Raw genomic sequence first — 15,896 nt, forward strand, 5'->3', positions numbered from 1 at the left:
AAAAATGTGGAAAATTTATTTTTGAAAACGCATGATAACTTTTCTTTAAAATATTAATCCTTTAGTATATCTATTATCACAGAGTAATTTCTTGGTAAAATGTACAAAAAAATTATTACAAGCTGTATTTTAACCTCAATGTTTGGTTTTGCTCATAGTCAAACATCTTCAAATCTCTCAAATGAGACTTCAAAGTCTAGTTGTCGCTGCTTACCTTCAGAGGTATGCTGGCCTGATTCTAAACAATGGGATGATCTGGCAAAATCACTTAAAGGTAAACTCATAAAGCCAACTTCTTTTTTTTCCACATGTGAAAAAGATTCAGAAAATGATAGCTGTAAATCAATTTTACAAAATATGAAAAATCCTTTTTATATGCAGTCAGATTCTAGTAGAAATGAATCTCAAGGGTGGTATGGAGCATGGCATATTCAGCCAAGTAGCTATGCTGTTGAAGCAGAGGATACTCAAGATGTTGTGAATGCTATTAACTTTGCTAGAAAACATAATCTACGTATTGTTATCAAAGGGGCTGGACACGACTATTTAGGGCGTTCTAGTTCTCCAGATGCCTTGTTAATATGGACTCACAATATGCGTGATATTAAATATGATAAGCATTTTCACCCTCAGAGTTGTCCAAAGGATAAAGAGTATTCAGCTGTTACAGTTGGAGCTGGAACAAGATGGCTTGAGGCTTATGATGTTGTTACTAACAAACATCATGAATATGTCCAAGGAGGAGGTTGTACAACTGTTGGGGCAGCTGGTGGTTTTCCTCAAGGTGGTGGTTTTGGTAGCTGGTCTAAAAAATATGGTACAGGTGCAGGAGGAATAGTACAGGCTGAGGTTGTTACTGCAGATGGTAAGACAGTGATGGCTAATGAGTGTCAAAATCAAGATTTGTTTTGGGCAATTAAAGGTGGCGGTGGTGGAACTTATGGAGTTGTTACAAATTTAACACTAAGAACACATCAGCTTCCTAGTCACTTTGGTTTGATTAGTGGTGAAATAACAGCGAGCTCAGATGAAGCATATAAGGCTTTGATAAAAGAGTTTCTTTCATTTTATTATTCTAACTTGAATAATGAGAACTGGGGTGAACAGTTTGCTTTTCGTCCAAATAATAAAATGACAATAGCCATGGTTACACAAGATTTAAGTCAAAAAGAGGTTTTAGAAATTTGGCAGCCATTTAAAAAGTGGGTACAAAATCAACCTGGTCTTCATTATCAGGCTAAATATATAGATATTCCACCAACACAGATTTGGAACTATGATTATTGGCATAAAAATTATCCTGATATGGTTATTAAAAATACTGGTCAAGATGCACGTGATGGAGAGTTTTGGTGGGCTTCTAATACAGGAGAAGTTTCTGCATATTGGTATACTTATCAGTCTTGGTATTTACCTGAGAAGTTGTTTGATCCTAAAAATATTGATAAAACGACAGAAACTTTTTACAAGGTTTCTCAGCTTGCACCAGTATCTATTCAAATTAACAAAGGTTTGGCAGGAGCTTCTGAACAAGCTCTAAAGTTAACTAAGCAGACATCTATGCATCCAGGTGTTTATAATGCTGGAGCTTTGGCTATCATGAGTTATAGTACAGATAAACCTCAGCTTGGCAAACCAAAAATGACTCCACAAATACAACAAAAAGTAGATAATATTTATAAGGCTATGGGAATGGTAATGGCATTAGCTCCTAATGCGGGAACCTATGCAAATGAGGCAGATTATTTCCAAAAAAACTGGCAGAAAGTTTTTTGGGGTGATAATTATAATAAGCTTCTTAAAATCAAAAACAAATATGATCCGAATGGTTTATTTTACTGTCATCACTGTGTAGGTAGTGAATATTGGCAAGAAGGAGGTATGTGTCGTAAATAAACAATTGCTCTAATGTAAAGGTTTAAGAATGACTTTTATTTCTTTTCTATAGTTATGTAAACCTAGTTTTAGCTGTTAGTATTAATAATTTGTCTTATTAGCAACTATTTGTTTCAGTTGGAGGTGCTGATACTAGCAGGATTTAAAATATATCTATTATGTTAGAAATTGTGTAACAGCTTATCCTTTATTTGATTTGTCTAGATAGTATCCCTCAATTAATGAGGTTTACGATAGTTAATGATAGCTAAAATAGAGCTTAGATCATTTGTTAAAAAAAAGATGTTGAGTGATTTAAATTAAAAGATATTAAATTAAAAATTATTATACGAAAAGAGATTTTTTACTTATAAACTGGATATTTGTCACAAAGTTCTAAAACTTTTGCAGCTGTTTCAGTTTCAACTTTCTCATCTCCGCAGTTGTATACTACATCTGCTAGCCAATTTGCGATTTGCTCACACTCAGCTTCTTTGAATCCTCTAGTTGTAATAGCGGGGCTTCCTATTCTTAAACCACTTGTCACAAATGGAGAGCGAGGGTCATTCGGTATAGAGTTTTTATTCACAGTGATATTCGCTCTACCTAAAGCAGCCTCAGCTTCTTTGCCTGAGAATCCTGTATTTGTTATATCTAGTAATAATAGGTGATTATTCGTACCGCCTGAAATAATATTAATATTACGTTCTTTTAGAACTTTTTCGATAGCCTTAGCGTTTCTCAATACCTGCTTTTGGTAGTCAATAAAGCTAGGTTCTAATGCTTCTTTAAATGCAACTGCTTTAGCTGCGATTACGTGCATCAAAGGTCCACCCTGAATACCTGGAAAAATAGCAGATTGGAATTTTTTAGCTAGGTCAGGATTATTGTTACAAAGTATTAATCCACCTCTCGGTCCTCTTAAAGTTTTATGAGTAGTTGTGGTTGCAACATCGACATAAGGGAAAGGGTTCGGATATAATCCTGCTGCTACAAGACCTGCAACGTGAGCAATATCAGCCATAAGTACAGCATTTACTGAGTCTGCGATTTCTCTAAATTTTTCCCAATTAATGATTCCTGAAAAAGCTGAAAATCCAGCGATTATCATTTTTGGTTGGTGCTCTTCAGCAAGTTTAGCTACCTGTTTGTAGTCTATATCACCACTTTCATTTAGACCATATTGGATAGAATTATAAATCTTACCTGAAAAATTCACTTTACTACCATGAGTCAAATGTCCACCAGCACCAAGATCCATGCCAAGGACAGTATCGCCTGGTTTTAGTACAGCATTATATACCGCGGCATTTGCTTGTGAACCAGAATGAGGCTGAACATTTGCATAGTCAACGCCAAATAGCTTTTGAGCTCTTTCAATAGCTAGTTTCTCAGCTATATCAACAAATTCACAGCCGCCATAATATCTTTTACCATGATATCCTTCGGCATACTTATTTGTAAGTTGAGAACCCTGAGCCTCCATTACGGCAGGGCTAGCATAGTTTTCTGATGCAATAAGTTCAACATGCTCATGTTGTCTTTTAACTTCAAGCTCTATAGCATCAAATATTTCTTTATCAGTGTTTTTTAAGCTATTTTTTTCAAAGCTAAACATATTTGGTAGTCTCCTGATATCTTTTAGGTGGATAAAATAAATTAAACGTTTAAAATTATAGCTTATATTATATATATATATTAGCAAATTAAAATAATAGCCATGAGCAAAGTAATTGACTTAGATGAAATAGAACGTTTAGAGCGAGAAGAAGAAAATTCTCATTATAAAGCTGTAAAAAGTAAAACAACTATAAAAAAAGATGCTTTAGAAATAACTGACTTTGGTAAATCTCTCACTGAACTAAGTAAAGAACAGTTAAGTAAGTTACCAATAGATGAAAATCTAAAAAATAATATTCTTAATGCTAAAAATTTACAAAAGATAGCTTTAAAAAGACAAATACAGTTCATAGGTAAGCTACTAAGAAAAACAGACAATCTAGAAGAAATTTATCAAGCTTATGATGTTCTAGTGAATAAAGATAAAAGTACAAACCTTATGCTTCAACGTTTAGAGAATATTCGTAGTAATCTCTTGGATCCTAGCAAATCTAACGCTACTTTAGATAAGCTTATAGAAGAATATGCTAACATAGATGTACAGAAGTTACGTCAGTTAATTAGAAATCATCATAAAGAGATTGAGAAAAATAAGCCAAATAAGTCATTTAAGGAAATATTTAAACTACTAAAAACTTTAGTTTAATTAACAGAATCGTTTTATTATTAAAAATAAGAGCTGTTATACTATAATTTGTAGTATCGCAGTAAAATTATATATTTTATGTTGGGAGAAAAGTTTTGAGATCTGAAATATACACCAAGATAGTATTTCTGCTTATGTTGGTAATGTTTGTAAGTATTTTCTTTTTTGCTAGATTTTTTATCTCGGTAGGGTTTATATTAATTATTTTTTCTCTCTTTTTAATAAAGAGGTTTTTAAAGTCCTCAAAAACAATAAGTCACTTCAGTTTTTACTGTTATCTGCGATAATGATAAATATTGGTATGATTTATGCATCTTTTGCTAGTGGCAATTTAGATATTAAGTCAATATTGGGTTTTTCAAATCCTATATTTATATTTCTATACATATGTTCAGCTAGTTACTTTCTATCTAAAAATACTAAGTATGCTAATTATCTTTTGAATTTTTATCTAGCTATTGTAGTTATATTTTCTTTGTATGCGTTATTCAGATATGTACTACATGCGAATTTTGTAGTTAGTCAGATATACTTTGGGATACATGGAGGTAGTGTTATCCAGTCAATAGTGGCATTGACATTTCCTTTTTCTGCTGTGGTAATTATTGGTAAAGCTATTAGAATGCCAAATTTACTGTTAAAAATATTGATGTTTGCTGCTGGATTATTAGTAATTTTTATTGATCTTTTTGTAAATCGTAGTAAGGCAGGCTATGTTATTGAATTTGTAGTATTTATTTATTACTCATTCATAGCCTTAAAATACTTTAGCTTTAAACATAATAAGTTAAGTATAAAACGTTTGGTCACTATTGTAACTACCTGCATCATAGTGATTAGTATTATCTTTGGAATTGTTTATAAGTTCTCTGGTATTTTCCATTATAGATTACAAACCTCTGTTGAAGAGTCGCAAGTATTCTTTAATCAAGACTATAACAATATAGATGCTAGGAAACAATATGAGACTTCGACAGGGCTTAGATTGTTATACTATAGCTCTTCATTTAAAGTTTTAAGACAATATCCTAAACTTTATATACTGGGGTGTCCTTATCTTACAAGTACTACTGATGTTATTCAATGTACTAAAATTTTGATAAATGAAAATAAACGATTAAGAGATGATCCTCGTGTAGTTAATGACGGTATTATGGCTCATGATGAATTTGTCAATTATATTTTTAGGGCAGGTATTGTCGCTGGAGTTTCTCTTTTATTATGTTTTGTGGCATTTTTTGTTGAAGCAAGATGGTTAGAATATCGCAACCGAGTTTATTTTAGAGTTTTAATATTAGCAATGTTTATTGGCTGCTTGTTTGATTATTTTTTTACTACACAAATAATGGTTATTTTATTTGCTAACTTAACAGCAATATTCTTAGCTCAAAGAAAGTGTGAAGAAAGTAAAGATTCTAATACTATAACTTCTTAATAGTTTAAATCTTATTGCTATATTTGCAAAAAACGTATTTTGAGTTAGTATATTTTCATAGTATTTGTTAAATTTTATACTGGAATAACTTAGCGTATAAACATTAAACCTATTTGGACTTTTATTTATGTCAACTTCGATTAAAAAAATTCCGGCTTTTATTCCCTCAAGAGCTAAATCATCAAATTCTATAGAATATCAGTACATTACCAAAAAGATTTTTAAAACTTGGAGAACAAGTGAGGTAAGTCAAGAGATGTATAATGCAGTTTATACATGGATTGATAAAAACTCTGATTGGGAGTTTCATTTCTTTGATGATGAAGCGTGTCGCGGGTTTCTCAAAGAGAACTTTGAAAAAAATGTTCTTGAAGCTTATGATAATATAATACCTGGGGCTTATAAATGTGATTTGTGGCGCTATTGTGTGCTATACATACATGGTGGCGTGTATAGCGATATTAAGCAAGAATTATTAGTTAGTCTTGATGATGTTTTATCCAATGATATTGAGTTTGCTTCAGTTAAAGATAAATATAAATCAGACTATGAGTTTGATGGCTATATTTATCAGGCGTTTATGTGCTCAAAGCCAAAGCATCCATTCCTAAAAAAAGCTATTGATATGATAGTAGAGAATTCAAAGAATGGTTTTTATGGTAATGATCCTTTAAGCATCACAGGTCCAGGTTTGTTGGGCAAAGCAATTAATCTAACAGTTAATCAACAAGAAAAGACTCCATTACACTCAGGTGCTAATAATATAAATAACTTTAGATTTGAGCTTTTTCCATATATAAAAGACGCGATATATACACATCAAAACGCGATGTTTATAAAGCCTGAGTATAATCGTTCATATAAAAAAGACCTTCATGTAAATCTAAAGAAAAATTTTGCTGGTAATTATTCGTTATGCTGGTTTACTGGTAAATGTTTTGCTTCTGGAAAAATTGATAGAATTAAGTCAAAATTCTTTAACAAGAGAAAAGGGCGCTATATTATTGATTCACTATATCTTGAGGGCAAATTTAATAAGGCTAGACTGACAGCTATCAAATATATTTTATTACAACCAACACGTAGTTTATTTCTTATTAGAAAAATAATTAAGAACGAAAAGCAATTCAAGAATTAATGCCTATTTCTAATTTCGCATTGTAAATTTTTCAGTGATTGGCAATATAGTTGATCTGAGTATTCTTTGAGGTTTTCGCGTATTTGCAAATAATTGTGCCGAGATAACTCTATTGCTCTAGCCATAGCTTCTGCATAATCATCATCTTTTTTATATAATATGGCGTTATCTTGATTAAAGCCATTTATTGGAGCAAAACTTTCTCTAATAATAATTGGCTTTAGAAAACCATAGACAAGTTGAAATGTACCACTAGTCTTACACGTAATATATTTGATATGATCAGGATTATCTTCGTATGCAGATAGGATAAAGTCAGCTTTTTCAATTTCAGTATACATTTCTTTGAAATCAAGACGTCCTTTAATATCAAAATACTTTTGCAGGTGTGTAGGTAAATCTTTGATATTTCCTTTACCAATAACGACAACTTTGAAGTTAGTAATACCCGTATTTACTAGTTCTTCTACAGCATTTACAAGAAGTTTAGTGCTTTTTCTTTTTTCTGAAATTGCACCAATAGTAATAAAAGTTGTCAGAGAGTTCTTATTATTTAGCTTGAACTGTCCAAAATAGTGGGGGTTGACAGCTATAGTAGTCGCATTTTTGTAGTCCATTGTTCTAAGTGTGATAATATCCTTACGTGTTTCAGAGTTATTATCAAAGTAGCTATCAATTTCATGTTCAACAAAGAAAAGTTTATTTCTATCTATTTGTTTATTAAACGAGTTATATGCTTGGTTTATATCTTTACCATCATATAGTTTGCCAATTGTTGTGATTAGTACTCCTTGTACATTAGCCAAACTATTTTTTTTGAAAAACTTGCGAATTTGTCTTTTAGACATTTTATTGTACGAGATATTTTCATTATCAAATCTACAGAATAATCCTTCATTGTATCTTTTAGGATTGGTTAAGATAGAAACATGGTAACCCAAATCAAGTAAATATTTCGCAAATCCAGGAACTATTTCAGCATGGCTGTGTGTGCAAGGCTCCCATAGCAAGAATGTATTGTCTTTTATGATGGGTTTTTTGTAAGAAAAAATATTACAAATTTTTTTTAAAAAGGACATCTATTACTTCAAACAAATAACTAATATATGAAAACATTATAACACTTTAAGCCAGTAATTCTTAGATTACAATTATTAGAGATTAATAAATATTAGTAATCACTATTTCTTGGATTTTGAGACTCTTGTAAATAATCAGATATTGCTTTAGTATGTCTGATATAACCTATTATTATAATTAAATAAGTGGAAACTAAAGATATAAAAGATATTGAAGTTGTTGCCTTGTCATTAGGTCGTAGATTTTCTGGGATTAATGCTAGTATGCTGGCTGTGATGCCAGAGCAAGCTAAGCTAATAAATATTGTAGGCATGGGCTTTAATATTGATTCTAATGGTATTAAGACAATTAGATTTAGAGATTTTTTATTTAAGTGTTGGCGTGATAAATGGCGTATTTGGCATGCACGTAGAAATATCGATATGCTTGTGGGCATTATCTTAAAATACGTTTTTAGATATAAGATAATATTGGTTTTTACTTCTGTAGCACAAAGGCATCATAAAAAACTGACAAAATTTTATATAAACAGAATGGAAGCAGTTATATGTCCATCTGAAATATCTGCGAAATATCTTGAGAGACCGCCATATATAGTGCCGCATGGAGTTAATACGGAAGTTTTTTATCCTGCTGACAATAAGGCTCAAGAGTGGCAAAATAGAAAGTTACCAGGTAAATACGGTATAGGAATATTTGGCAGAATCAGAAAGTCTAAAGGAACTTATGAGTTTATTGAAGCAGTAGTAGCTATGCTAATAAAATATCCTGATTGGACAGCTGTAGTTATTGGTGAAGCAACACCTAAAGATTTAGAGTTCAAAAAACAACTAGAGCAAATGGTTCAGCAAGCGGGTTTGTCAGAACGGATAATATTTACAGGGTTTATCAAGAATAGCAAAGAGATTCCAAGTTGGTATAGGGCATTAGATATCGTAGTTTGTGCTAGTCATAAAGAAGGCTTTGGCTTGCCAGCTCTTGAAGCTATGGCATCTAAATGTGCTGTGATTGCTACTAAAGCTGGTGCTTGGCCTGAGATTATTTCTGATGCTCAGAACGCCTATTTAATAGAACCAAAATCAAGTCAACAGATTGCTGAAAAGTTAGATACCTTAATGTCTAATGATGAATTAAGATATGAAATAGCTCAAAATGGCTATGATTTGGTGTCATCAAAATATAAAATCCAAAATGAGGCTGAAGGAATTCAGCAGGTTTATAACCAACTTTTGAAAAGAAAGTGATTAGATATACTGTTTAGTTTTTATTCATAGTAACTAATTTATTTGTAATATCATTATTTGGGAATGGTAGTTTTTCTAAGATAACATCAAAACTTTTTGTATTATCTTTATCTAGAGTATTTAAGTTTACAATAACAGGATTATTAGGTTTGTTATATGTTGTTATGTATAGTTTATTATTATTTAAATCTTTGATTACTACGTATGCTGTATGATCAAACATTTTCTTATTCTGTATTTCATCGGCTACAACACCTTTCGGAATATCAACATTATGTAATATATGAGTTACTTTTGATACAAGACTATCATCATTTTTAGGACTTTTGTTATTTGTATAATAAGCAATTGCAGCTGTTCTAACAAATCTTGACGGAGGAGAATAATCTCCAGGAATTCCAAGTAATCCGCCACCTAGAAAACCACTGATATCTTGAACTGTTTTTTCATGTTTTTCAGTATTTATAACATCACTGATTTTAAGATTTGTTGGGGTTTTATTATCTAGTGATAAGTAATTCTTTAAGTTTAGTAATTGCCAGTCATATGTTGGTGCATTTGTCATTACTTTAACGTTTGAGTTTACATTGTAGAATTTAACTTTACCATCTATGTACTCAACAACTAAGCCAGCACCATTTTTATCTGTTATTAAAAAATGAACTTCTGGAGATATTCCATCAATTTCTATATTTTTATCAGACCATACTTTATATTCTTTTAATGCTTGCTTTACTTCATTAACATTGGCAAATTGACTTAATATAAGGGTGGTAGACTCAATTATTGATGCATATTTAGAGTCACTCTTATTTACAGTCTGATATTTTGTGAATCCAGGTAAATAGTTTGCGCTTAGGCTTAGCCCTTGGCTATTTTGTCCATCAATTACAAGAGTTTGTCCATTTTCTGATAAGCCTGTGGCTAATACTGGATATTTCGATTTGTATTCCTGTTTCGGCAGGTTAGTGCTACTAGGAGCTGTTAAATAGTGAGAAGTGTTTTTAGGAATGTAGAGAAGCTGCCAGTTCCAATCAAGAGCCCACTCCATGGTTCTTCCCGATACTACATCACCTTTTTTATTTACTAGAGTTACAGCTGTGCATGCTATAGATTGCGAAAATAACATAAATAATAAAGAAATATAGGTAAAAGTTTTTTTGAGTAAAGATTTCATTGATAACTATCCTTTGTTTATATTAGCTATGCTGATATTAGCATAGTTTTAATAAACTAATACCATTCATATTTTGATGCCAATATATAATTTTTAATAGCTGAAATTAAACTTTCACTGACTAACTTGTTTATTTATAATCTATTTAGATATAAATCAAACTTGTTAGTTAATGGAAGAAACAGTCCACCATTCAAATAAACACCCTAAAGCTTTGTGGTATATTATAGCAATTTATATGTGGGAGTATTTTAGCTTTTATGGGATGAGAGCTTTGTTAATATTATATTTGGTTGATCACCTTAAGTTTGGTGATACAACCTCTTATGCAATTGCTGGGGCGTATGTGACTCTGGTATATCTTTCGCCGATTGTTGGAGGAGTTGTCGCAGATAGAGTATTAGGGTATAAAAAAGCTGTTATTTATGGAGCAGCACTTATGTCTATTGGACATATTATTTTAGGTTTTGGAGGAGATGCTAAATTATATCTAGGAATGGCTTTTATAGTTTGTGGTTATGGTTTTTTTAAGAGTAATGTTTCATGCCTACTGGGGCAGCAGTATAGTTCCCATGATCCTAAAAAAGATTCAGCATTTACATTACTATATTTAGGAGGCAATTTTGGAGGTATATTCGCTCCTATGATATGTGGCTTGATAGCCCATTATTATGGTTGGCACTACGGTTTTGGAGTCGCTGGTATTGGTATGATATTTGGGTTAATAGTATTTATGCTCGGTTCTAAATATATTCCAGATATTCTTCCTGAGAAACCCTTACCTAGATATTTTAATAGCCTTATACTTCTTTTAAGTATAGTTATTATGGTTGTGCTTGCGTATTTTGCTTTAGAGTATCTTTTTGATGGTTATCTTTTAGCCGTGGTTGCTTGTATAACAACATTATTTTTTATAATTATTTTTATTAAGACAGATTTCTCTACGCGTAAATCATTAGTTACTTTATTACCTTTTTATATATTTGGTATAGTTTTCTGGGTTTTTGATGAGCAGTTGTATACTTCTGTCGAAATATTTATACATAGAAATGTCGATACTTACTTGTTTGGGATTGATATACCGGCTAGTACATTCACTTCTATGAATTCTCTGTCAATATTATTTGGAGGTTTGATTCTTGCTTGGATTTGGAAGAGAGTAAAGTCTTTAGATGATGATTTTGGTCGGATGATAAAATTTTCATTTGGCTTTATATTTCAACTAATCTGTTTTATTTTATTCTTTATAGCTGCCAAAAATGCTAGTTTGGATGGTACGACTTCAGCGCTATTGGTAATTATTGCTTTGGCATTCTTAGGAATATCTGAATTATTTATAGATCCTATTGCTCTTTCTGAGATTACCTCCGTTGAAGATAAAAAATATACAGGTTTTTTAGCAGCGTCATATATGCTTTTTACAGGAAGTGTCGCGGGATTTATAGGGGCAAAAGTTGCTGACTTAGCAGCATTTAAAGGAGCGGGTGAGGATATTGATTTAGTTAAACAAGCTCATTTATTTGAAGGATTGTTTACTCATATTATGATTATCTTAGGCGTGACTATTTTACTATGGTTTCTAGTAGCATTTCTTATAAAAAAACTAAGATAATAACTTTAGTTACAGATAAAAAAAGGATAAACTGCGATTATTTTATCATTTAGTAATATAACTCTTGCTTTAGAGCGTTCTGATGCTGGTATTTTCAGCTCTTGGAATAGTACTTTTAACTTATTTGCTTTGTTTCTGCCTTGATATCTACATTTATCAGAAGCTTGTCTTTTTCGGACTATAATCTCATTAGTATTAAAGTCCTTATTCAATTTTTCTTTGAGCCATTCAATTATATCTTTATTATTTAAGATTAAATTTAATTGGTTATTACTTTTAATTATTAGTTGATTATATTCTACAGATATTTGATATTGTTTATTGATATCAAATTGCCAACCAGTGTGAATATTACTAAGAGCTTTATGTATTTCTTCAATTTGTTTACTTTTTAGACTTTGATTTGTTGTTTCTTTAAACCAATGATGAATCAAACTTTTTTGTATATCATTATCTAAGGTAAGTAATTCAGAGATAAATAGACCATTATCTTTAGAAATCTTCTGTAATTTTTCATTAAGTAGCTTTTGTAATATGTTATTACTTTCTGCGCAGATCTTAGCACTACGAGAAAGAGTTCTGCTAATATTTGGATTAATTTGCTCTAATATTGGCATTATCTGATTGCGAATAAGATTTCGACGATATTTTATATCCTCATTACTATCATCATAGATGTGACTAATCTTGTTTTGGTTTGCATAGTCTTGAATATCTTTCTTTGTATAATCTAAAAGAGGGCGAAGTACGCTTCCATGATTTAATTCTTTATAGTACGGCATACTAGCCAAGCCAGCTAATCCTGACCCTCTTATTGCTTGGATTAAGAATGTTTCAGCTTGATCGTCTAGATGATGACCTAGTAGAAGAATCGGATTAGAGTACTGACTCATGATCTCAATGAAGAAATCTATCCTTTGCTTACTTGCCCAAGCTTCAAAACTTTCTCCTTTGGGGGCTTGATCTAGAGAGTGAGCTATGAACCTTATATTTGTATTATTACATTTTGCTTGGCAATGCAATTGCCATTTTAGTGCATCAGGATGAATATTATGATTAACATAAGCTGCTATGATGGGAATATCTAAATCTTTTGTTATATCTAACAAAACACTAGAATCTACACCACCACTATAACCGATAACTATGTGTGAAGGGGAGTGTTTTAAAATTTGAGAGATAATTTGAGTTTTATCTAGAGACATTTATACAAGAAAACGAGCTTTTATTGTTGTTTTTATTTTTTTGAATTCATCAACAAGGTCTCTTGCCTCATCAGATGTTGATTTAATATCCATTACAACGTAGCCAATATCTTCTAGAGTTCTAAGATATTGACCTTCAACATTAATATTTTTTGCTGCCAGTATCTTGTTTAGCTCATTCATAGTACCAGGTATATTTTGGTGTATATGTAATATTCTATGTGTTTCAGTATGACTAGGTAATGATAATTCTGGGAAGTTTACAGCATTTAGGGTCGAACCATTATCAGAATATTTAATAAGCTTGGCACTAACTTCATTAGCAATGTTTTCTTGTGCTTCAATAGTACTACCACCAATATGTGGAGTTAAGAAAACATTATCAAAACCTCTTAGTGGACTTTCAAATATTTCACCCTTTGCAGAAGGTTCTTTAGGAAAAACATCTATAGCGGCACCTTTGAGCTTACCGCTTTCTAAAACCTCAACTAAAGCTGCGATATCGATCACATTTCCTCTGGATGCATTTATCAATACAGAGTTTTCTTTCATAAAGCTCAATTCTTTGGTAGAAATCATATTTGCAGTTGTAGATAACTGAGGTACATGTAGTGAAACAACATCAGAGTTTTTAAGTAGAGTCTCTAAACTTTCTACAGCATTGGCATTACCTAAAGGAAGCTTTTCTTCAACATCATAAAAGATGACATTTAAGCCTACACTTTCAGCTAATATACCAAGCTGCATACCAATATGACCATAGCCAATAATTCCAAGAGTTTTACCTCTCACTTCATTAGCATTGTCAGCTGATTTGTGCCATTCACCACGATGAGTTTTAGCATTTTTATCAATTACATTGCGAATCAATAAGATAGCTTCAGCTAATACAAGCTCAGCGACACTACGAGTATTTGAAAATGGCGCGTTGAATACAGGTATTCCTAGATTTTGAGCTGTTTTTAGATCAACTTGGTTAGTACCAATACAGAAGCAACCGATAGCTGTTAGATGTTGGGATTTTTCAAGTACTTCTTTTGTTAATTGCGTACGAGAGCGCAAACCAACAATTTTAAAATCCTTGAGTTTATTGATAAGTTCTTCGCCCTCAAGAGCTGTGTTTAGTAGTTCAATATTTTCATATCCAGCTGCTTTGAATGTCTCAAGAGCATTTAAGTGAATACCTTCTAATAGAAGAATTGGAATTTTCTTTTTATTAAGAGATAGTTGGCTCATTTTATAATATCCTTATACAGAAATTTTTGCTTTTATAGCTGGGTGATATTTATAATTCTGAAATTCAAAGTCCTCATATTTGTAATCAAATATAGAGCTTGGCTTTCTTAAGATTTTGAGTGTTGGTAAGCCTAAAGGCTCTCTACTAAGCTGCTCATTTACTTGCTCAATATGGTTGTTATAAATATGGCAATCGCCACCAGACCAAATAAAATCACCAACATCAAGGTCGCATTGCTGAGCAACCATATGCGTTAGTAATGAGTAGCTTGCTATGTTAAATGGAACTCCTAAAAACGCATCTGCACTTCTCTGTGTGAGCATACAGGATAGCTTGTTATCAGCAACATGAAATTGGAACATTGCATGACAAGGTGGTAGGGCAGAATTACCTTTTGTAACATTCTCTTGAGGAGAAATTTTTTCTGAAGGTACAACACAAGGGTTCCATGCTGAGACTAGGATTCTGCGTGAATTTGGATTGGTTTTTAGCATTTCAATTACTTCAGTAATTTGATCTATACCTTGATCATTAAAATCACGCCATTGCTTACCATATATCGGACCCAACTCTCCATCTTCAGTTGCCCATTCATTCCATATTCTAACTTTATTATCGTTTAGATATTTTACATTTGTGCTACCACTTAAAAACCATAATAGTTCATGAACCACACTTGGGATATGAATTTTTTTTGTAGTAACTAAGGGGAAACCTTTTTGTAAGTCAAAGCGCATCTGATAGCCAAAAACACTTTTAGTCCCAGTACCAGTTCTATCACCTTTTATAGTACCATTTTCTTTAATATACTTGAGAAAATTTAGATACTCTCGCATTTACTCTTCCTTGTTTTAATAAATACCATAATAAGAATTGCAGCTCCTAATACTATCATTGGAATAGATAATATTTGTCCCATAGTCATCCAGTTAAAGAATATATAGCCATATTGAGGATCTGGTTGCCTAAAGAATTCACAAATAAACCTAGCGCTACCATATAAGAACATAAATAACCCCAATATTAAGTAGCGTGGTCTTTTTTTGATACTAACTATCCATAATACTGTAAATAGTACAACACCTTCTAAGAAGAATTCAAAGAGCTGGGAAGGGTATCTAGGTAAAGGACCTCCAGTGGGAAATACCATACCTATTGGTGAGTCCGTAACTTTGCCCCACAGTTCACCATTGATAAAGTTACCAATTCTGCCAGCACCTAAACCTATAGGCACAACTGGAGCTACAAATTCACCAAGGTCAAAGAAGTTTACTCCAAGTTTGCGTGCATATAGTGCAAATGCTATTAATACACCTATAAATCCCCCATGGAATGACATGCCACCATCCCATAAGAAAAACATTTGAGCTGGATTATGGAAGTAATAAGGAAGGTTGTAAAAGATTATATATCCAATCCTACCTCCCAATATAACACCTAAGGCAATATAAAATGTTAAATCTCCTGCTTGCTCTGGTTTGATAGGTGCCCAAGTTTTAACTTTTGCGCGATACCTCATCAAATACCATCCAGCAAAAATACCGAACAAATACATTAAACCATACCAATGAACTTTAATTGGACCCAAGTGTAAAGCAACTGGGTCAATTTGAGGGTAGTGTAACAT

Annotated in this window: 13 protein-coding genes; 6 read left to right on the forward strand and 7 right to left on the reverse strand. The window is 32.1% G+C overall.

Annotation, left to right across the window (positions count from 1 at the left end):
* Positions 1–99 precede the first annotated feature (99 nt).
* Positions 100–1,896, forward strand: a complete 1,797-nt coding sequence (locus F0R75_RS02135) for an FAD-dependent oxidoreductase (RefSeq protein WP_149377185.1) — start codon at positions 100–102, stop codon at positions 1,894–1,896.
* 343 nt (positions 1,897–2,239) lie between these two features.
* Here the strand turns inward: F0R75_RS02135 and glyA are convergent, their stop codons facing one another.
* The gene (gene glyA, locus F0R75_RS02140) at positions 2,240–3,493 is read right to left on the reverse strand and encodes a serine hydroxymethyltransferase (RefSeq protein WP_013922827.1); all 1,254 of its coding nucleotides are present in this window, start codon (positions 3,491–3,493) and stop codon (positions 2,240–2,242) included.
* A gap of 102 nt (positions 3,494–3,595) precedes the next feature.
* Here glyA and yjgA point away from each other — a divergent pair, with 102 nt between their 5' ends.
* From yjgA to F0R75_RS02155, 3 genes are all read left to right on the forward strand, one after another.
* On the forward strand, positions 3,596–4,141 hold the full coding sequence (gene yjgA / locus F0R75_RS02145; protein ID WP_146421933.1) for a ribosome biogenesis factor YjgA: 546 nt from the start codon (positions 3,596–3,598) through the stop codon (positions 4,139–4,141).
* Between the two features lie 286 nt (positions 4,142–4,427).
* Positions 4,428–5,576 carry a hypothetical protein gene (locus F0R75_RS02150; protein ID WP_246145969.1) on the forward strand — a complete coding sequence of 383 codons (1,149 nt, stop codon included), beginning with the start codon at positions 4,428–4,430 and terminating at the stop codon, positions 5,574–5,576.
* A 127-nt stretch (positions 5,577–5,703) separates the two neighbouring features.
* Entirely contained in the window at positions 5,704–6,714 is a 1,011-nt protein-coding gene (locus F0R75_RS02155; protein WP_149368515.1) for a glycosyltransferase family 32 protein, read from the forward strand.
* Here the strand turns inward: F0R75_RS02155 and F0R75_RS02160 are convergent.
* Entirely contained in the window at positions 6,711–7,793 is a 1,083-nt protein-coding gene (locus F0R75_RS02160) for a hypothetical protein (RefSeq protein WP_149368514.1), read from the reverse strand. The two genes, F0R75_RS02155 and F0R75_RS02160, sit on opposite strands and share 4 nt — an antisense overlap.
* 186 nt (positions 7,794–7,979) lie before the next feature.
* On the opposite strand from F0R75_RS02160, the gene F0R75_RS02165 reads away from it, so the two are divergent.
* The gene (locus F0R75_RS02165) at positions 7,980–9,038 is read left to right on the forward strand and encodes a glycosyltransferase family 4 protein (protein ID WP_149368513.1); all 1,059 of its coding nucleotides are present in this window, start codon (positions 7,980–7,982) and stop codon (positions 9,036–9,038) included.
* A 13-nt stretch (positions 9,039–9,051) separates the two neighbouring features.
* Here F0R75_RS02165 and F0R75_RS02170 read toward each other — a convergent pair whose 3' ends face one another.
* Complete coding sequence (locus F0R75_RS02170; protein WP_149368512.1) at positions 9,052–10,215, reverse strand: linear amide C-N hydrolase; 1,164 nt, start codon at positions 10,213–10,215, stop codon at positions 9,052–9,054.
* Between the two features lie 172 nt (positions 10,216–10,387).
* Between F0R75_RS02170 and F0R75_RS02175 the strand changes: the two genes are divergently transcribed.
* Positions 10,388–11,827: a peptide MFS transporter gene (locus F0R75_RS02175; RefSeq protein ID WP_149368511.1), complete on the forward strand. Its 1,440-nt coding sequence runs from the start codon at positions 10,388–10,390 to the stop codon at positions 11,825–11,827.
* A 5-nt stretch (positions 11,828–11,832) separates the two neighbouring features.
* Here F0R75_RS02175 and tilS read toward each other — a convergent pair whose 3' ends face one another.
* The 4 genes from tilS to lgt are packed head-to-tail and all read right to left on the reverse strand — an operon-like array spanning position 11,833 to position 15,896.
* The gene (tilS, locus tag F0R75_RS02180) at positions 11,833–13,032 is read right to left on the reverse strand and encodes a tRNA lysidine(34) synthetase TilS (protein WP_149368510.1); all 1,200 of its coding nucleotides are present in this window, start codon (positions 13,030–13,032) and stop codon (positions 11,833–11,835) included.
* Positions 13,033–14,268 carry a phosphoglycerate dehydrogenase gene (gene serA, locus F0R75_RS02185; RefSeq protein WP_146421940.1) on the reverse strand — a complete coding sequence of 412 codons (1,236 nt, stop codon included), beginning with the start codon at positions 14,266–14,268 and terminating at the stop codon, positions 13,033–13,035.
* A 12-nt stretch (positions 14,269–14,280) separates the two neighbouring features.
* Entirely contained in the window at positions 14,281–15,105 is an 825-nt protein-coding gene (locus F0R75_RS02190) for a thymidylate synthase (RefSeq protein ID WP_149368509.1), read from the reverse strand.
* A complete protein-coding gene (gene lgt, locus F0R75_RS02195; RefSeq protein ID WP_146421942.1) occupies positions 15,090–15,896 on the reverse strand; it encodes a prolipoprotein diacylglyceryl transferase in 807 nt (268 codons plus the stop codon). Before lgt ends, F0R75_RS02190 begins: the two co-directional genes overlap by 16 nt.

This window comes from Francisella marina (genome assembly GCF_008369785.1).
In the GTDB taxonomy this organism is placed as follows: domain Bacteria; phylum Pseudomonadota; class Gammaproteobacteria; order Francisellales; family Francisellaceae; genus Francisella; species Francisella salimarina.